Source organism: Mycobacterium persicum (assembly GCF_002086915.1).
GTDB lineage: Bacteria > Actinomycetota > Actinomycetes > Mycobacteriales > Mycobacteriaceae > Mycobacterium > Mycobacterium persicum.
On the sequence record NZ_MWQA01000001.1, the window covers coordinates 2,537,191 to 2,555,675 of the forward strand.

17 protein-coding genes and 1 pseudogene are annotated in these 18,485 nt (G+C 66.0%); 7 read left to right on the forward strand and 11 right to left on the reverse strand.

What is annotated here, in order from left to right; all coding sequences use genetic code 11:
• Position 1: 1 nt before the first annotated feature.
• The 3 genes from hsaC to hsaA are packed head-to-tail and all read right to left on the reverse strand — an operon-like array spanning position 2 to position 2,963.
• On the reverse strand, positions 2-904 hold the full coding sequence (gene hsaC / locus B4U45_RS11455; protein WP_075548716.1) for an iron-dependent extradiol dioxygenase HsaC: 903 nt from the start codon (positions 902-904) through the stop codon (positions 2-4).
• Positions 901-1,779 (reverse strand): 4,5:9,10-diseco-3-hydroxy-5,9,17-trioxoandrosta-1(10),2-diene-4-oate hydrolase, encoded by an 879-nt coding sequence (gene hsaD, locus B4U45_RS11460; protein WP_075548717.1) that lies wholly within the window; start codon positions 1,777-1,779, stop codon positions 901-903. The genes hsaC and hsaD overlap by 4 nt, the downstream gene beginning before the upstream one ends.
• Positions 1,779-2,963 carry a 3-hydroxy-9,10-secoandrosta-1,3,5(10)-triene-9,17-dione monooxygenase oxygenase subunit gene (gene hsaA / locus B4U45_RS11465; RefSeq protein WP_075548718.1) on the reverse strand — a complete coding sequence of 395 codons (1,185 nt, stop codon included), beginning with the start codon at positions 2,961-2,963 and terminating at the stop codon, positions 1,779-1,781. Before hsaA ends, hsaD begins: the two co-directional genes overlap by 1 nt.
• A 177-nt stretch (positions 2,964-3,140) precedes the next feature.
• On the opposite strand from hsaA, the gene B4U45_RS11470 reads away from it, so the two are divergent.
• Both B4U45_RS11470 and B4U45_RS11475 read left to right on the forward strand, forming a co-directional pair.
• On the forward strand, positions 3,141-4,226 hold the full coding sequence (locus B4U45_RS11470; RefSeq protein WP_075548719.1) for a ferredoxin--NADP reductase: 1,086 nt from the start codon (positions 3,141-3,143) through the stop codon (positions 4,224-4,226).
• Between the two features lie 39 nt (positions 4,227-4,265).
• Positions 4,266-4,808, forward strand: a complete 543-nt coding sequence (locus tag B4U45_RS11475; RefSeq protein ID WP_075548720.1) for a hypothetical protein — start codon at positions 4,266-4,268, stop codon at positions 4,806-4,808.
• A 521-nt stretch (positions 4,809-5,329) separates the two neighbouring features.
• On the opposite strand, the gene B4U45_RS29850 is transcribed toward B4U45_RS11475, so the two are convergent.
• From B4U45_RS29850 to B4U45_RS11485, 3 genes are read right to left on the reverse strand one after another with little or no spacing between them, the layout of a single operon-like run.
• Positions 5,330-5,560, reverse strand: coding sequence for a cytochrome P450 (locus tag B4U45_RS29850; protein WP_275887183.1), 231 nt, complete (start codon positions 5,558-5,560; stop codon positions 5,330-5,332).
• Complete coding sequence (locus B4U45_RS29855; RefSeq protein WP_277816331.1) at positions 5,502-5,630, reverse strand: hypothetical protein; 129 nt, start codon at positions 5,628-5,630, stop codon at positions 5,502-5,504. The genes B4U45_RS29850 and B4U45_RS29855 overlap by 59 nt, the downstream gene beginning before the upstream one ends.
• Before the next feature lie 28 nt (positions 5,631-5,658).
• A complete protein-coding gene (locus B4U45_RS11485) occupies positions 5,659-7,155 on the reverse strand; it encodes an NADP-dependent isocitrate dehydrogenase (RefSeq protein WP_082275568.1) in 1,497 nt (498 codons plus the stop codon).
• Between the two features lie 151 nt (positions 7,156-7,306).
• Here B4U45_RS11485 and B4U45_RS11490 point away from each other — a divergent pair, with 151 nt between their 5' ends.
• The 4 genes and pseudogenes from B4U45_RS11490 (at position 7,307) to B4U45_RS11505 (ending at position 10,807) form a co-directional block, all read left to right on the forward strand.
• On the forward strand, positions 7,307-7,942 hold the full coding sequence (locus B4U45_RS11490; protein WP_083153687.1) for a TetR/AcrR family transcriptional regulator: 636 nt from the start codon (positions 7,307-7,309) through the stop codon (positions 7,940-7,942).
• Positions 7,911-8,753 (forward strand): annotated as a pseudogene (locus B4U45_RS11495) (phytanoyl-CoA dioxygenase family protein); the annotation flags it as partial. The gene B4U45_RS11490 and the pseudogene B4U45_RS11495, both read left to right, overlap by 32 nt.
• A 234-nt stretch (positions 8,754-8,987) precedes the next feature.
• Complete coding sequence (locus B4U45_RS11500) at positions 8,988-9,584, forward strand: TetR/AcrR family transcriptional regulator (RefSeq protein WP_075548722.1); 597 nt, start codon at positions 8,988-8,990, stop codon at positions 9,582-9,584.
• Positions 9,585-9,592: 8 nt separating this feature from the next.
• Entirely contained in the window at positions 9,593-10,807 is a 1,215-nt protein-coding gene (locus B4U45_RS11505; RefSeq protein WP_075548723.1) for a flavin monoamine oxidase family protein, read from the forward strand.
• Positions 10,808-10,959: 152 nt separating this feature from the next.
• Here the strand turns inward: B4U45_RS11505 and B4U45_RS11510 are convergent, their stop codons facing one another.
• From B4U45_RS11510 to B4U45_RS11525, 4 genes are all read right to left on the reverse strand, one after another.
• Entirely contained in the window at positions 10,960-11,535 is a 576-nt protein-coding gene (locus B4U45_RS11510; RefSeq protein ID WP_075548724.1) for a fasciclin domain-containing protein, read from the reverse strand.
• A gap of 112 nt (positions 11,536-11,647) precedes the next feature.
• Positions 11,648-13,402, reverse strand: a complete 1,755-nt coding sequence (locus B4U45_RS11515) for a cytochrome c biogenesis protein DipZ (protein ID WP_075548725.1) — start codon at positions 13,400-13,402, stop codon at positions 11,648-11,650.
• Positions 13,403-13,501: 99 nt separating this feature from the next.
• On the reverse strand, positions 13,502-14,167 hold the full coding sequence (locus B4U45_RS11520; RefSeq protein WP_075548726.1) for a fasciclin domain-containing protein: 666 nt from the start codon (positions 14,165-14,167) through the stop codon (positions 13,502-13,504).
• A 126-nt stretch (positions 14,168-14,293) separates the two neighbouring features.
• Positions 14,294-16,444: an acyl-CoA dehydrogenase family protein gene (locus tag B4U45_RS11525; RefSeq protein ID WP_075548727.1), complete on the reverse strand. Its 2,151-nt coding sequence runs from the start codon at positions 16,442-16,444 to the stop codon at positions 14,294-14,296.
• A gap of 281 nt (positions 16,445-16,725) precedes the next feature.
• Between B4U45_RS11525 and kstR the strand changes: the two genes are divergently transcribed.
• A complete protein-coding gene (gene kstR / locus B4U45_RS11530) occupies positions 16,726-17,325 on the forward strand; it encodes a cholesterol catabolism transcriptional regulator KstR (RefSeq protein ID WP_162877330.1) in 600 nt (199 codons plus the stop codon).
• A gap of 9 nt (positions 17,326-17,334) precedes the next feature.
• Here the strand turns inward: kstR and B4U45_RS11535 are convergent, their stop codons facing one another.
• The gene (locus B4U45_RS11535) at positions 17,335-18,414 is read right to left on the reverse strand and encodes an Rv3575c family transcriptional regulator (RefSeq protein ID WP_075548729.1); all 1,080 of its coding nucleotides are present in this window, start codon (positions 18,412-18,414) and stop codon (positions 17,335-17,337) included.
• Between the last annotated feature and the right edge of the window lie 71 nt (positions 18,415-18,485).

The following is an 18,485-nucleotide window of genomic DNA, read 5'->3' on the forward strand; positions in this document are numbered from 1 at the left end:
GCTAGCCCTGGGCACCGACCGTGAAGTCATGCCCCCACAAACTGACCGCGGTGCTCTCCCGGGCGATCCACTCGTCGTCGTCGACTTGCCTACCTTCGCAACCGAACTCGACGTCGAAACCGCCGGGCGTCTTCATATAGAAGGACAGCATCAGGTCGTTGACATGCCGGCCCAACGTCGCCGACATGGGCACCTTGCGGCGCAGCGCCCGGTCCAGGCACAGGCCCACGTCGTCGGAGTTCTCCACCTCGACCATCAGGTGCACGATGCCAGACGGTGTCGGCAACGGAAGAAAGGCCAACGAATGATGGCGGGGATTGCAGCCGAAGAAGCGCAGCCAGGCCGGCGGTCCCTCGGCGGGCCGGCCGACCACCTGCGGCGGCAGCCGCATCGAGTCACGCAGCTTGAAGCCGAGCACGTCCCGGTAGAAGTGCAGCGCCTCGGCGTCGTCACGAGTCGTCAGCACCACGTGACCCAACCCCTGCTCGCCGGTGACGAACTTGTGCCCGTACGGGCTGACGACCCGGCGATGTTCGAGCGCGGCGCCGTGGAAGACGGCCAGCGGGTTACCCGACGGATCGGAGAACAGGATCATCTCGTCCACGCGCCGATCCGCCAGTTGTGCGGCGGTCGCTTCCTTGTACGGCGTGCCCTCCACGTCGAGCCGATCGCGGATCTCCTGCAGCCCTGCGGCATTCGCGCATTCCCAACCGGCCTCCGCCAACCGGTCCCGCTCACCCGGCACGATCACCAACCGGGCGGGAAAGTCGTCCATCCGCAGATACAGCGCCCCCTCGACGCTGCCCTTGCCTTCGACCATGCCAAGCACTTTGAGACCGTACTCGCGCCAGGCGGCCATGTCGGTGGCCTCGATGCGCAGATAGCCCAGCGACCGAATGCTCACTTGGCACCTCCCAGGAAATCGATCGTCAGCTCGTTGAACTCGTCGAACTTCTCCACCTGAGCCCAATGTCCACACTGCCCGAACACGTGCAGCTGCGCACGGGGAATGGTCTTCAGCGCGACCAGCGCACCGTCGAGCGGGTTGACCCGATCCTCGCGGCCCCAGATCAGCAGCACCGGCTGACGCAGCCGATACACCTCGCGCCACATCATGCCGAGCTCGAAGTCGGACCCGGAGAACGACTTTCCCATCGCCCGCGTAGCCGCCAACGACTCCGGCGTGCTGGCCAGTTCGAAACGCTGGTCCACCAGCTCGGGAGTGATCAGCTTCTGGTCGTAGACCATGACCCGCAGGAACGCCTCGAGGTTTTCCCGGGTGGGTTGGACCGAGAACTTCCCCAGCCGCTTCACCCCTTCGGTCGGGTCAGGGGCGAACAGGTTGATGCTCAGCCCCCCCGGGCCCATGAGGACCAGGCGTCCGGCGCGGTCGGGGAAGTCCAGCGCGAACCGCACCGCGGTGCCGCCGCCCAGCGAATTACCTACCAGCGGAACCCGACCCAGCCCCAGCTGGTCGAAGAGCCCCTTGAGCGCCGTGGCGGCATAGCGGTTGAACTGCCCGTGCTCGGCCCGCTTGTCGGAGTGGCCGTATCCGGGCTGGTCGACGGCCAGCACGTGGAAATGCTTGGCCAGCACCGCGATATTGCGGGCGAAGTTGGTCCAGCTGGACGCGCCCGGCCCGCCGCCGTGCAGCAGCACCACCGTCTGGTCGTTGCCGACACCGGCCTCGTGGTAGTGCAGTTTCAGCGGTCCGTCGACGTCGACTTCGGCGAAGCGCGACGTGGATTCGAAGGTGACTTCCTGCGTCGTCGCCGTCATCAGACCATCGTGTCGCCGGGCGGTAACCCGAACTCGTGGTTTCCGAAGATCACGTACGCCCGCTCCGGATCGTTGGCCGCATGCACCCGGCCGGCGTGCGCGTCACGCCAAAAGCGTTGAATCGGAGCCTCGTTGGACAGCGCGGTGGCGCCGGACGCCTCGAACAGCCGGTCGATCGAGGCGATCGACCGCCCGGTGGCGCGCACCTGGTCACGCCGGGCCCGGGCCCGCAGCTCAAACGGAATCTCCTTGCCGGCGGACAACAACGCGTATTCGTCACCGACGTTGCCGATCAGCTGGCGCCAGGCGGCGTCGATGTCGCTGGCCGCCTCGGCGATGCGAACCTTGGCGAACGGGTCGTCCTTGGCCTTCTCCCCGGCGAACGCCGCTCGCACCCGCTTGCCCTGGTGCTCCACGTGCGCCGCGTAGGCACCGTAGGCCATGCCCACGATGGGCGCCGATATGGTGGTGGGATGCATTGTGCCCCAAGGCATTTTGTAGACAGCAGCGGTGTTGGTCTGCAGTCCACCGGCGGTGTGGTCATTCATCGCCTTGTAGGACAGGAATCGGTGCCGCGGCACGAACACGTCCTTGACCACCAGCGTGTTGCTGCCGGTGCCCTTAAGGCCGACCACGTACCACACGTCGTTGATCTCGTATTCGGTGCGCGGGATCAAGAAGCTGCCGAAATCGACCGGCCGGCCGTCCTTGATGACCGGTCCGCCGACGAACGTCCAGGTGGCGTGGTCGCAGCCCGACGACCAGTTCCATGACCCGTTGACCAGGTAGCCGCCGTCGACCACGACGCCGGCGCCCATCGGGGCGTAAGACGACGAGATCCGCACATTGGGGTCGTCGCCCCAGACCTCTTCCTGGGCCCGTTGGTCGAACTGCGCCAGGTGCCAGTTGTGCACGCCGATGATCGAGCTCACCCAGCCGGTGGAACCGCAGGCGCTGGCCAGCCGGCGGGTCGCCTCGAAGAACAACGTGGGATCGCATTGCAGCCCGCCCCACTGCTGCGGCTGCAGGAGGGTGAAGAAACCGACTTCTTCGAGTGCCTTGACGGTCTCGTCGGGCAGGCGGCGCAGGTCTTCCGTCGCCTGTGCGCGCTCCCGGATCTGCGGAAGCAGATCATCGATGGCAGCCAACACCGCCTGCGCATCACGCTGTTGAATGGACGTCACTTACGTTTGCCTCCTGGGAGTGCGGCCTGTTCGACGACCGGAGTGGACCTAGAGAAAGACTAGAACACGTTCCGATTTGTGTCGAGCAGGGTATTCCTGCGGCTGGTAGCGGCGCCAAGCGCGTTTTCTATAACATGTTCTAGTTAGGACACCGAGTGGCGACAGGGAGGCAGGGTATTGACCGAGGCAATCCCTGACGAACCACTCGGCAGCCACGTCCTGGAACTGCAGATCGCCGAGGTCGTCGCCGAAACCGACGAGGCGCGCTCGCTGGTGTTCGCGGTGCCGGACGGAGCAGACGATCCGCAGATCCCGGCCGAGCGGCTGCGCTACGCACCCGGCCAGTTCCTGACGCTGCGCGTTCCCAGCGACCGCACCGGCTCAGTGGCTCGCTGCTACTCGTTGTGCAGCTCGCCGTTCACCGACGACGCGCTGACCGTGACGGTCAAAAGGACTGCGGAGGGATATGCGTCGAACTGGTTGTGCGACCACGCGCACCCCGGGATGCGGATCCACGTGTTGGCGCCGTCGGGCAACTTCGTGCCCAAGACGCTCGACGACGACTTCCTGCTGCTGGCCGCCGGCAGCGGGATCACGCCGATCATGTCGATCTGCAAGTCGGCGCTGGCGCAAGGCGGCGGACAGGTGACACTGGTCTACGCCAACCGCGACGATCGCTCGGTGATCTTCGGTGACGCGCTGCGCGAGCTGGCCGCCAAGTATCCCGACCGCCTCACCGTCGTGCACTGGCTGGAATCGCTGCAAGGGCTGCCCAGCGCGACGGCGCTGGTGAACCTGGCCGCCCCCTACACCGAACGACAGGTCTTCATCTGTGGACCGGGCCCGTTCATGGACGCCGCGCGCGAAGCCCTGGCGACACTGAAAGTGGCTGCCCCACAGGTGCATATCGAAGTGTTCAAGTCGCTGGATTCCGATCCGTTCGCGGCGGTGAAAATAGAGGATGTCGGCGGCGACGACACTGCGCCACCGGCCACCGCGGTGGTGGAACTCGACGGCGAAACCCACACGGTGTCCTGGCCGCGCAACGCCAAGCTGCTCGACGTGCTGTTGGCCGCCGGTCTCGACGCGCCGTTCTCCTGCCGGGAAGGCCACTGCGGCGCCTGCGCCTGCACACTGCGCGGCGGCAAAGTCAGCATGGAAGTCAACGACGTTCTTGAGCAGCAGGACCTCGACGACGGGCTGATTTTGGCCTGTCAATCTCATCCGGAATCTGATTCGGTAGAAGTGACCTACGACGAATAGTCGCGGGGACTAAGTTTCATCCGGGCGGAAGGATGCGAGATGAAGCGGCTGCTGCCGGGTGCTCCGATAGTCGCGGCGATCGCCGGGGCGCTGCTGGCCTTCGCGCCCGCCCCGCATTCGCCGGCGGCAAGCAACACGGCCAGCACGCTGTTCCCCATCGACGACACCACTCAGCTCGAGACACATGCGTTTGTCAATTGCCACCAGAACGGCAGCTGCGACTTCGTGGCGGGGGCGAATCTGCGCACACCCGACGGCCCGGCCGGATTCCCGCCTGATCTGTGGGCCCGCCAAACCACCGAGATCCGGCCCACAAACCGGCTGACCTACCTGGACGCGCACGCCACCGGCCAGTTCGAGCGGGTGATGAAGGCGGGCGGCTCCGACGTGATCACCACCGTGTACTTCGGTGACGGCCCGCCGGACAAGTATCAGACGACCGGCGTCATCGACTCGACCAGTTGGTCGACCGGCCAGCCGAGCACCAACGCCGGCGTCATCGTGTGCACCCACATCCAGGTGGTCTATTCCGGCGTGAACCTCACCTCGCCCAGCACCTGCGCCCAGACGAACTTTTCCTAGCGCTGCTGCGTGCCGCGTCGCCGCCCGTCCGCTGGGAGGGTCCGGCGCTGACCGAACGCGGTCAGGTTTTCATTCTGCGCTGAGAGCGACGAAATCGCGGTCAGCAGCGCGCTGGGCGCAGTCTGGACGCACTGGATGCAGACTCGCGCGGCAGCCGGCCCGGAACGACGGGCGTCCTACCAGCCGTTGCCCGGGGACTTATCACGGCGCCGTCTCCGGCGCACAATTCAGTAGTTCGTTCGACGGAGCTGTTGGCGGACACGTTGACGCCGAAATTGCCGCCATGGCTGTGGTATTGGAAGACATTCGACCTTTCGACAGCCGTGACGGCAATCTGGGTGGGTTACCTTCGCTTGTGACGCCCGCCGGGGCGTCGGCCCCGCGTCCGCCCGCATGGAGATGGACGTGGTGTCGCGAACTATGTTGCATCACTTCACTATTGAACCACCGCCGCGCGGCGAAAAGTGTAGTCCCGCGGCGGGGCTCAGGCGCGTAGCCGGACGGGGAGGCGCTTCAGCGAGTTATTCAGGTTTCGACCGAACCCGGACGGGCTCACCACTGATCTCGAGGCGCGGAAAAGCAGCGAGCAGTTCATCAAAAAACACCCGCCCCTCGAGTCTGGCCAGGTGCGCGCCGAGACAGAAATGACCACCCATCCCGAAGGAGAGCTGCGGGTTGGGGTGGCGGTGAATGTCAAAACCTGCGGATCGCTGAAAACGGTTTCGTCCCGATTGGCGCAGGTGTGGAGCCATCACCGATGTCGACGAACGGCAACTCGTTGGCGCCGATGTGCACCGCCGCCGGGACATCAACCATCGTCATGGACAAACCTCCCGTAAGTGACGCCACGTCATTGCCCCTGGCCCGGCGAATAGGCGGGTTGGCCGTCGAACCGATACAAGCCCTCGGTCTTGATGACGTCGAATCCGGCGCGATACAGGTGGTGCAGCAATTGCAGTATGTGGCTGGGTGCGGCCGCTCCGGGGAAGGGAGACTGAAACCGCGCCCGCCAGTGATCCGTGCAAAAAGTCTCGGGGAATCCGTCCGGCCACACCTTCACACCACGGTTGGTGATCATCTGCAGTCGCAGCCAGCCGTCGCCGGCGGCCGAGACCAACGCGGCGGCCAGGCCGTCCGGGCGAGCATGCGATGCGTGCAGGAACACATCGACGCCGTCGAGGGTCTTCTTCGCCCGTACCGCCGGGCGCGGAGCAGCGGCCGACCGGCGTTCGACGACGGGGTAGTCAACAGCCGCGAGCCGCTGCGGGCGGTGGCCGAGATGAGCGATCACCGCCTTGGCGAAGTCGCGGGTTCCCAACGCCGCCCGTCCTGGCCCTGCGATGTCATAGGTCGCGGCCCCCGTCTCGAGGGCCGTCAGCCAGGCGTTGTGGACCGTTGCAGCCACGTCGCCCTGACCGATGTGCACCAACATCATCACCGCTCCGAGCAAGAGGCCTGACGGATTTGCGACGTCTTGACCGGCTCGACGCGGCGCCGACCCGTGAATGGCTTCGAACATGGCGACGTCATCGCCGATATTCGCCGATCCCGCCATACCCACCGAACCGGCGATCTGGGCGGCGACATCCGAGAGGATGTCGCCGTACAGGTTAGGCATCACCACCACGTCGAAGTTTTCCGGAGTGTCGGTCAGCTTCGCGGCGCCAATGTCGACGATCCAGTGCTCGGCCGCGATGTCGGGGTAGTCGCCGGCCACTTCGTCGAATACCCGGTGGAACAGTCCGTCGGTCAGCTTCATGATGTTGTCCTTGGTGAAGCAGGTGACCTTGGACCGGCCATGCCGGCGGGCATATTCGAAGGCGTAGCGGCAAATTCGCTCGCAACCGGGCCGGCTGATGAGCTTGAGACATTGGGTGACTTCGTCGGTCTGGCGGTGCTCGATGCCGCCGTAGAGATCCTCTTCGTTCTCCCGGACGACCACCACATCCATGCCGGGGTGGCGGGTCGGCACAAACGGCGCGTAGGCCACGCAGGGACGCACGTTGGCATAAAGGCCCAGAGTCTTACGTACGGTAACGTTCAACGACTTGAATCCCCCGCCCTGAGGCGTGGTGATCGGAGCCTTCAGGAACACCCGGGTACGTCGCAGTGATTCCCAAGCCGCCGGCTCGATGCCGGAGTTCTGACCGCGCAGGTAGGCCGCCTCACCGATCTGCACCTCTTCGATGGCTAACCGGGCGCCGGCTTCGGAAAGTACATCCAATGTCGCCCGCATGATCTCGGGTCCGATGCCGTCGCCGTGGGCGACCGTGACCGGCGCCGCGTTCGGTGCGGCCGGCGCGCTTACCGGCTCGGACAGGTCAGATACGCGGCATTCAGTGGTCATGGTTGCGGTGCTCCCGACTCGGTGGAGTAATACGAAAACAATAACCGGTAATCTAAAACGTGTAATCGTTTTCATAGAAAGTCCACAACTGGGCTGCGAGAACCAGAATCCCGCCTACTAATTGAGCTGAACTCAACTTATGCTGGGCCCCATGCCGGTAGGCACGACACCGAGGGCGTCGGCGACACAGCAGGCATTGCTGGACGCCGCGGTCGCAGAGTGGGCGGAAACCGGCGAGCTAGAGGTTGCCGCCGTCGCGCGCCGGGCGGGAGTCAGTGCCGGTCTGCCGTACCGGTATTTCGGCACCCGGTCCGGATTGCTGATCGCGCTGGTTCAAGATTTCTATCAACGACTCGGCGCCGCCGTCACGCTCCGCAACTATGACGCGCCGACCTGGGCGGGACGTGAGCGCCGGCGCATTCGTGACTGGTTGGCGTTTCTCTACGCCGAACCGTTGGCGCCGCTGATGTTGGGCGGGCCGCTGGGCGACGGCGCGGTTGTCGCCGAGAACGCACGCTTATTGCAGGAGCTGGCCGACGTCGCCGCGCACAACATCATGCACGCTCAGCGCCTCGGTGAGCTGCCGGCCGACCGGGACCCGCACCTGCTGGCCGTCGCGACGTTGTCCGGTGTCCATGCCATGGGCACCGTCGCCCTGAGCCGATCGCCTCGCCCGCCCGCCGACGAGGTTGCCGAACAGGTGTGGGTGTTTGTGGCCGGCGCTGTCGGCCTTGCCATCGAAGGGATCTGGGAACATGACCGCGAAGAGCGACATGTCAACGCTTGACGACCTGACTGGCGACCTTGCCGGACGCTACCGCTGGACGCCGAGCGCCGGCGCCTCGGTGGAAAGCGATTTGGTTGACGCCGACTTGGCAGCGCTGGCCCGCGACGGCTTCGTAATATGGGAAAACCTATTGAGCGACAACGAATGTCGAAAAATCCGCGACGCGCTGGCCCCGATGCTCAGCTACCACGGGCGCAACTCGTTTGAGGGACACCGTACGCAGCGGCTATACAGCGTCCTGTCCAAGACCCGAGCATGCGACCGGCTGGTGGATCATCCCCGACCCCTGGCCGTTCTCGACCGGCTGTTGATGCCCAATTACCTGCTCTCTGCGCTGCAGGTCATCAACATTGAGCCGGGCGAATCCAGCCAGCTGTTGCACTTCGACGATGCCTTTTACCCAATCCCCCGGCCCCGGCCCGCGCTGGGAGCGGCCACCATCTGGGCCATCGACGATTTCACCGCGGCCAACGGCGCCACCGTGGTGATTCCCGCCAGCCATCGCTGGGACGACCGCCGGCCTACTCCCACCGATATCCGCAAGTCCGTCATCATGCCGGCCGGCTCGTGCATCTTCTTCCTGGGAACCCTCTGGCACGGCGGCGGGGCGAACAACACCGAGGCCGCCCGCTTGGCAGTGACCGCACAATACTGCCAACCCTGGCTGCGACCACTCGAAGCCTTCACGCTGTCGGTGCCGACCGACATTGCCAAAGTGGTCTCCGCGGATATCCAACGCATGCTTGGCTACAGCATCCATCCCCCATTTGTCGGGGCCGTCGACGGCCAGCATCCGCTTCGGTTGCTCGAGCAGCCCGCCGGTGCGCAGCGGCAGTCTCTGATCAGCCCGCCGGCTAAGACTCCGAATTCGACTCCTCATCGCGGAAATTGATTGGCCAGGAAGCGATCCCACATCCGATCGGTCATCAAGCCCGGGTGCCGATGAGCGGTTTGCGCCCCCGTAAGCGAAGTTGTGGGTTGCACTGGGTGGCCGGCAAACAGCTACCGTGGCCCCATTCGGGAGATATCCGAGACGGGAGATTCGATGCCCTACATCAGATCCGCCGTGCGCAGCAAGCAGGCAGTGGCTGCCGCGCGCGTCGTGCTGATGCGTGACGGGGTCGGCGGCACCACGATGCGCGCTGTGGCGGACGAAGCCGGCATACCGCTGGGGACGCTGCAATACGTCTTCCCGAGCAAGCAAGGCCTGCTGCGCGCGGTCATCGAGGATGTCGTGGAGGAGATTGCCGACCTGCTGAAGAGTTCAGCCGAGCTCGAGGCCGGGCTGGAACACGCGATCGGGTGCGGGTTGCGCAATTTCTGGGAAAAGCTGGTCGTCGACCACCGCGATCTGCAACTCGTTCAGTACGAACTCGTCACCCACGCGCTGCGTACGCCCGGCTTGGAGGCGCTGCCGCGCTGGCAATACGAGAGGTACACCGAGATCGTGGCGCAGTGGTGCCAGGAGGCAGCGACACGGGCCGGGGAGACATCCGCGCTTCCCTTCGATCGGCTCGCTCGAGTGCTGGTGGCCAGCATCGATGGGCTGATCCTGCAGCACATCGCCAACCCGGACGTCAGGCGCTCCGCGCAGGACCTCGAGGCGATCGGGTCGCGGGCCGCAACTTTGGCGGGTTTCTGAGCAACGGCGTGCAGGTCGAGATGGGCGGCCAGTGGGTGGGGCCGAGCCAGCACGCGGTACTCGAGCTGATCGACGAGCTCGGACTGGAGACGTTCCCTACCTACGACACCGGCGACGCGATCTCGTGCTACGACGGACAGGTGGTCCGGTACTCCGACGCGACGTTCGGCCTCCCGCCCGACAGCCTGGCCGAGATCGGTCGCCTGTTGGGGGTTATCGAGACGCTCGCGGGCTCGATACCCACCTCGGCGCCCTGGCGAGCGGACGACGCGGCGGAGCTGGACCGACAGAATTTCGACACCTGGCTTGCCGCGAATACGACTGACACCGTGGCACTTCGGTTCTTCCGGCTGATCGTGCCGACGCTGTTCTCCGCGGAAACACCCGAGCTTTCGTTTCTGCACTTTCTGTTCTACATCCGCTCGGGCAACAATTTGGCGACCATGCTCGCCGTCACCGGAGGCGCACAGGAGAGCCGCGTCGTGGGCGGGACGCACCGGATCTCCGAGCGGATGGCCGAGGATCTTGCTGATCGGGTCCAGCTTGGGGCGGTGGTACGCACGATCACCCAGGACGGGCAGGGTGTCATCGTCTGCTACGAGGACGCCGACGCCGGCCAGACGGGCAAGATCAGGGCCGGCCACGTGGTGGCCGCGATCCCGCCTACGCTGGCGGGCCGGATCCGCTACTTGCCGCCCCTGCCCGCCGTGCGCGACGGCCTCACCCAACAATTCCCGGCGGGGTCGGTGATCAAGTTCCAGGTCGGCTATGAGACCCCATTTTGGCGCGAGGCCGGTCTCAGCGGCTTTGTGACCAGCCTGGACGACGCGTTCAACGTCGTCCTGGACAACTCTCCTCCCGACGCCGCCTGCGGTGTGCTGGTCGGCTTCTTGGAGGGCGCCCACGCCCGCGAAGCGGCGGAGCTGCCGACCGAGCAGCGCCACCAGCTCGTGATCGATTCGCTGGTGAAGTATTTCGGGCCGCAAGCCGCTGAGCCGTTCGACATCGTCGAACAAGACTGGGCTGCTGAGGAATTCACGCGTGGCTGCTACGGTGGCCGGCTCGGCGCCGGCGCGCTGACTCAGTATGGCAAGGCGCTGGCCGCGCCGGTCGGCCGCATCCACTGGGCCGGAGCGGAGACGGCCCAGGTGTGGAGTGGCTACATGGATGGCGCGATTACCTCGGGTCGCCGCGCCGCCGAGGAGATCCTCGCCGCGGTTTGAGAGTGCGCTTACTCCACCGACCGCAGGCGGCTGGATCACCGATGCACTCAACGAAATTGGACGATCATGCCGGATCCCGGCCAGGAAACGAGATAGTCGAGTTCCTGGCCGGGGATCCGATCAGCAGTGCTGGGTGGCTCGCCGCGGCGCAACTATGCCGGTGGCATCAACACGGTGTCGATCAGGTACACCGTCGCGTTGGCGGTGGGTACCCCGCCGCAGACCACGCCGGCGTTGTTCACGCTCAGGCCGTTGCCCTGGCCGTTGACCATGACGTTGGCTCCCTGCAGCGTCTTGTGCTGGCCGACCACCCTGGCCGGGCTCAGCTGACCTTGCACCACGTGGTAGGTCAGGATGCGGCTCAACAGGTTTGAATCGGTCTTGAGCTGGTCGATCGTCGACGCCGGCAGCTTGCCGAACGCGGCATCGGTCGGCGCGAACACGGTGTACTGCCCATTGTTGAGCGTGTCGACCAAGTTCACCTGAGGGTTGAGCTTGCCGGATACCGCCGACGTCAGTGTAGTGAGCATCGGATTGTTGGAGGCCGCCACCGCCACCGGAACCTGCGACATGCCCTCCACCGATGCCGGGCCGCTGGGGTTGGCGGCCGCGTAATCCGCACATCCCGGCCCGACCAAATCGGCCGCGGCGGCACTTGGCGAGGTGGCTACCGCCAGACCCACGACGGCCGCTGCCACCAAACCTGTTGCTGCAATTGAACTTTTCATCGCTAATCGGCTCCTTCAGTATTGTCGACGACAACGTTGTCGTGCCGTCTCATTCATGCCGGACATTGGTGATTCGGAGCCGCACCGGATTTGGATTGGCGATCACCGAAAATCAGCCATAGGTGAAGGAGTACACCTGCAACCCCTTGGTGGGACGCACCTCCAAGGTGTCGCTCTGGACCCGGTCGCCGCCGACGATCTGGTGCGACGTCGGCGGTCCACTGATCGGCACCGTGGTGGTCTGGCCGTTCCGGGTCACGGTGAGGGTTCCGCTTCCGCCGACGACGACGTAGACGTTCCTGGCGTGGTAGTTGAGTTTGATGCTCGACTCGTCGCTTTCGGCCGTCGCGCCTTGGTAGTCCAGGGACCATGGCCCGCGCAGCGCGAAACTGTCGGCGGCCAGGGTTGGCGGATAGTCGAATGTCGCCGAGCCTTCGTCGTACTGACCGCCGCCGCCGTAGTTGACCACCTTGCCGACCCCGAAGTAGGTCTCGGGAGTGGTTTGTTGCCGCGGGGTGAGATCGGTCGCGTCCACCGGCGCCGGGAGTTTGACCCCGGGGTTGGCATTGACAAGCAACTGCCTGATCAGGTTCTCGGTGACGTCGTAGTCGCCTTCGCCGAACTTGATGTGTCGCACAGTGCCGGTGGCGTCGATCAGATACTCCGCGGGCCAGTACCGGTTGCGGTAATTGGTCCAGGTGGAGTAGTTGTTGTCCAGCGCAACCGGGTATTTGATGTCCAGGTCGGCGGCGCCCTTGGCGACGTTGCCGGGCACCTTCTCGAACGCGTACTCCGGTGTGTGGACTCCGATGACCTCGAAACCCTGGTCCCGGTAGGCGTTGTACCAGCCGACGACGTGTGGGATGGCCCGCTGGCAATTGATGCAGGAGTAGGCCCAGAAGTCGACCAGGACCACCTTGCCGCGCAGCGATCGCAGGTCGAGCGGTTGGCCGCCGGGCGTGTTCAGCCAACCGACAATGCCCTTGAGATCTGGTGCCGCGCCGCAATTTTCAAGTTCATTGCCGCCGTTGCTGCAATTCGACAGCTGCGCGTTCTGGTCGTTGACGATGCCGCCGAGGTTGAGCTTTTCCCGGATCTGCCGATCACTGCCCAGTCTGTCCTGCAGCGAGCTGGTGTAGTCGGGAATGGCCCGCTGCAGCACCGCGGGCAGGTTGAACACCAGCGCCACCGCAAGCAGAATCGTCACAATGCCTGCGGTAGCCCGGATTTCCCGCTGCCGACGCCGAAAAGCGCTCACCCGCTCGGCCACCCGCTGGCCGGCCAACGCGAAGAACAACAACGGCAGCGCCGCGCCGGACGCGAAAGACAGCGTGAGAACGACGGTGCCCACCCCGATTTGCGCCGTCGCCCCGGCCACCACAATCGCGGCCAGCACGGGCCCCGCGCATGGGACGTAGAGCACACCCAGCGCCAGGCCCAGGCCGAACCCGTTGCGGCGGTTGCCGACCTGCTTTTGCGGGATCCGGGAGAACGGCCGTTGCAGCAGCTGCTCGAATGCGGGAAACATCAGGCCCAGCCCGATCGCCACCAATGCGACCAGCGCGATCCAGCGAATCGCGTCCTGCGGCAGATGCAGCAGCGACAGCAATGCCGAGCCGGTCAAAGTGACCACACTGAAACTGAACACCAAGCCGCCGATCACCCGGTAGGGGCGCAACGTCTCCGAAAGCCCGCGTCGCGGCTTCGTCGCCACAGCGACGTCGCCGTCAGACGCGTTGCGCGCAGCCAACTCTGGGCCGCCTTGCTGTGCGCCGGCGAAGAAGATCACCGGTAGCACCGGGAGAATGCACGGTGATATGCCGGTGATGAGGCCCCCGACAAAGCCAATCAGCGCAAGTGTCAACATGTTTGGTATTCGACGCCGAACCACGATTGGATTGGTGCAAAGGGGCACAACAAAACAGCCCGGCCGGGGCCGGGCTGTTTTGGGTAGAGCTGGCAAAGCCTACTGGTTCGGCGGCATCAGCACCGTGTCGATCATGTACACGGTCGCGTTGGCGGTATGAACGCCACCGCATACCAGCCCGGCGTCGTTGACCTTGAGGTCGTTACCCTGGCCAGTCACGGTCACGTTGGCCCCTTGCAGCGTCTTGTGGGTGCCGTCGATCTTGCTGGGGCTCGCCTGACCTTGCACCACGTGATAGGTCAGGATGCTGCGCAGCAGCGCTGAATCCGTCTTGAGCTGATCGATCGTGGCCGCGGGCAGCTTGTCGAAGGCCGCGTTGGTGGGCGCGAACACCGTGTACTGGCCGCTGTTGAGGGTGTCGACCAGGTTCACGTTCGGGTTCAACTTGCCCGACAGCGCCGACGTCAGCGTCGTCAACATGGGGTTGTTCGACGCCGCGGTCGCCACCGGGTCCTGCGCCATGCCGGCTACCGACCCCGGACCGCTGGGATTCTGCTTGGCGTACTCCGAGCAGCCCGTACCGATAAGGTCAGCCGCCGGATCGGCCATCGCCGACGTCGACGCGGGCGCCGCCATGCTGGTCGGCGCGCTGCTGCTCGTCGATGGTCCACTGGCCGACTTATTGCTCGAACAAGCCGCGAAACCCCCGATTGCGATCGCCGCGAGGCTAGTCGCCGCGACTGTTCTGGCCCAAGCGTTCATCATGTGCGTTTCGACTCCTTCGTCACCAGACGGCCGTGTGCCGCTCCTGTCGGACATAAGCCATTCGGAGACACGGCCGCCCCGGACGGGTGCAGTTGGGTGCGAGATCCGCGAACCGGCGACGGATACTTAACGCGGCAGGCCAAGCAGCCGCTCGGCGGCCAGCGTGAGCAGTATCTGCTCGGTACCGCCGGCGATGGTGAGGCAGCGGGTGTTGAGGAAGTCGTAAACCGCTTGGTTTTCCACCAGGCCGCCGCCCTCGGACACGTCCATCATGAACTCGGCCAGCTCCTGGCGGTAGCGGACCCCGATGAGTTTGCGCACGCTGGATTGCGCGCCCGGATCCTGACCGCCGACGGCCAGCTGGGCGATGCGCTGATCCAGCAGCGCACCACATTGAGCAATGACGATCAACCTCGCCAGCCGATCCTGCTGGGCGACGTCGGGTTCCGTCTCGGCCAGCACCTCGAGCAGCTTCTCCATGGGGTTGCCCAGCGCGGTACCGGTGGCCATCGCCACCCGCTCATTGGCCAGCGTGGTGCGTGCCAGCCGCCAGCCGTCGTTGACCGCGCCGACCACCATCTCGTCGGGCACGAACACATTGTCCAGAAAGACCTCGTTGAACAGCGCGTCGCCGGTGATCTCGCGCAGCGGCCGGATCTCGATCCCGGGCGAGGTCATGTCCACCAGAAAGTAGGTGATGCCCTTGTGCTTTGGCGCGTCCGGGTCGGTCCGCGCCAGGCACACCCCCCACCTGGCCAGGTGCGCCTTGGACGTCCACACCTTCTGCCCGGTCAGCAGCCAACCACCCCGAACTCCGGAGGCGCGAACCGCCTTGGTGCGCAGCGACGCCAGGTCGGACCCGGCGCCCGGTTCGGAAAATAGCTGGCACCAAAGGAATTCGCCGCGCAGGGTGGCCGGAACGAAGCGCTCGATCTGTTCGGGCGTGCCATGCTCGAGAATGGTCGGCGCCGCCCACCAACCGATCACCAGGTCCGGCCGCACCACGCCGGCTGCCGCCAGCTCCTGATCAATCAGCAACTGCTCGGCCGCGGATGCGCCGCGTCCATACGGCGGCGGCCAGTGTGGCGCCAACAGCCCGGCATCGGCCAGGGCCGCCTGCCGCTGCTGCTCCGGCAACGCCGCGACTCCGGCGACTGCGGCGGCGATCTCGGGTCGCAGCTCCCGCACCCCGGTCAGGTCGATAGTCAGCCGGCGGCGAACGCCGTCGCGGGTGAGCGCGGCAATGCGGCGCAGCCAGCGCTCGGCACCACCGAGGAACCGGCCGTTGGCGTGGGCCCGGCGCAGATACAGGTGCGCATCGTGCTCCCAGGTGCAGCCGATGCCGCCGAGCACCTGGATGCAGTCTTTGACGTTGGCTTTTGCGGCGGCGATACCGAGGCCGGCGGCCACCGCCGCCGCGATGGCGAACTGCTGGCTGTCGGGGTCCCCAGCGGCCCGGGCCGCATCGGCGGCGGCCACCTCGGCCTGCTCGGCGCGGCACAGCATCTCCGCACACAGGTGCTTGACGGCCTGGAAGCTGCCGATCGGCTTGCCGAACTGCTCCCGAACCTTGGCATAGGCCACCGCGGTGTCCAGCGCCCACCGGGTCACTCCCGCGGCCTCGGCGGCCAGCAGGGTGGCGGCCAGGTTCTCGACGCGCTCCCAGGAATCGGCGATCACGCTGGCCGGCGCCACCGGCGCCGACGTCAACACCACTTTCGCCACCGGCCGCGAAAAGTCGGTGGCCCGCAACGGCTCCAGGTGCACGCCGTCGCCGGCGGTATCGACCAGCAGCCACCTGCCGTCGGCCGGCAACAGCAGCACGCCGCCGGCGACGGCGCCCAGCGCCCACGGAACCGTGCCCGATACTCGTCGGGTCTGGGCGTCGAACTGCACATCGCCTTCCAGCGCGAGCCCGGCGACGCGTTCGCCGGCGGCCAGCGCCGCCAGCAATTCGGGATCCGGCACCACCAGGGCGGCCAGCGCGGTGGTCGCCACCGGCCCCGGCACCAAAGCCTTGGCGGCCTCTTCGACCATGGCGCACAGGTCCTCGATGCTGCCGCCGGCGCCGCCGCGATCCTCCGGGACGGCAACGCCGAACAGCCCCAATTCGGCCAGGCCGGTGAACACCGGTCGCCAGGCGTCGGGGTCGCCGTGTTCGGTGGCTTCCATGGCGCGGCTCGCCGCCGTCGCAGCCTCTCCGGAGGCCGAGGTGCGAGCCCAGTCGCGTACCAACTCGCGAGCCGCGAATTGTTCGTCGGTGACGGTCGCTACCACCTTCAGCCCCTCCCGTAGTGAAATTCACCCGGCCAGAAACATCCGAGGAACATTCAAAGCCACTAGAACGTGTTCTAATAGTGAAAATGATCAACCGTCAAGTCGACAGCTATTAGGCCAGTACACGACGTTGTCCCCGCGACCGGGAGGTGGGAAATTCACGCACAACATGCGTATCGTTTGGCGACCAACCGCCCGGGAGGGGAGTTACGCGTTACATGTCTGCAGCGAACACGAGTCCGGGCCGCGTTTCTGACACTCAACCGCGCGAGGTCATGAACGTGGCGGTATTGGCTGAGTCCGAGTTGGGTTCGGAGGCACAGCGGGAGCGTCGCAAGCGCATCCTGGACGCCACCATGGCCATCGCGTCGAAGGGCGGTTACGAGGCGGTGCAGATGCGCGCGGTCGCCGATCGCGCCGATGTCGCGGTCGGCACGCTGTATCGGTACTTCCCGTCGAAGGTGCATCTGCTGGTGTCGGCGCTGGGCCGGGAATTCAGCCGCATCGACGCCAAGACCGACCGCTCCGCGCTGGCCGGCGGCACCCCGTATCAGCGGCTGAGCTTCATGGTCGGCAAGCTCAATCGCGCGATGCAACGCAATCCGTTGCTCACCGAGGCGATGACGCGTGCCTACGTCTTCGCCGACGCTTCGGCGGCCACCGAGGTCGACCACGTGGAGAAGCTCATCGACAGCATGTTCGCCCGCGCCATGGCCGACGGTGACCCGACCGAGGATCAGTACCACATCGCCCGGGTGATCTCGGATGTGTGGTTGTCGAATCTGCTTGCGTGGCTGACCCGTCGCGCATCGGCCACCGACGTCAGCAAGCGACTGGACCTCGCCGTGCGGTTGTTGCTCGGTGGCCAGGAGAGTGCCTAACAGCTAGGCCTAAGCGGGGGGCCCGCAGGTTCGGCCCCGGATCAGCTCGGTGGCGAGCAGTTCGACGACGGGCAGACCGGACCGCGGCGGTCGATGCAGCAGTTCGCCGGCCCGTCGGCCCTTCTGCAGACTCGGCTGCGACACCGTGGTTAGCCCGCGGCCGATGGCTTCCGGCACGCCGTCGAATCCGGTCACGGTCATCTGACCCGGCACGTAAATGCCATGTCCGCGAAGGTAATCCATGGCCGAGAGCGCCAAGATGTCGGCGGTGCACATCAGCGCGGTGATCCGCGGGTTGGCGGCCAGCGCCACCTTGGCGGCAGCACCGCCCGACGTCGGCAGGTGCTCGTAGCTTTCCACGACGGTCAGCGAATCCGGGTCTACCCCGGCCGCTGTCATCGCATCCCAGACGCCGATGATGCGCTCACGCTGCACGTCGAAAGCCGGCGACTTCAGCCGCTCCGCGTCGACCAGGCCCTGGCGCCGGTCATGGCCCAGCCGCATGGTCAGCAGCCCGATGTCGCGATGCCCCAACCCGAGCACATAGTCGGCGACCTTGCGCATCGCCGCGCGATCGTCGATGCCCACCCGGGACACTCCCGGCAGGTCCTTCGGCTGGTCGACCACCACAACCGGCAACCGCCGCTGCAGAACCACCTGCAGGTAAGGATCGTCGTCGCACACCGAATACACGACGAAGCCGTCGACCCCGGCGTTGAGCACGGCGGTGGTGCCGTCCTCCAGGCTGCGGCTGGCGCCCACGGCGACCAGCAGCAGGCCCTGCCCCGGCTCCTCGCACGATTGCGCGACCCCGGCCACGAAATCGCGCGCCGCCGGGTCGCTGAAGAAGTAGGTCAACGGTTCGGCCATCACCAGGCCGACGGCGCCCGCTTTGCGGGTCCGCAGGGATCGCGCCACCGGGTCGGGTCCGGCGTAACCCATCCGCTTGGCGGTGGCCAGCACCCGCTCCCGCAGTTCGGCGGAAAGCTGATCCGGTCGGTTGAACGCGTTCGAAATGGTGGTGCGCGACACCTTGAGCTCAGCAGCCAGCGACGCCAGAGTCGCCCGCCGGCGAGGTGTGGAGCCCACGTTCGGTGAGGCTACAGCGGCTCCGTCGGCGCGGCTACGCGGCCGTTTCGCCGAGGGCTCGCGCGGGCCTC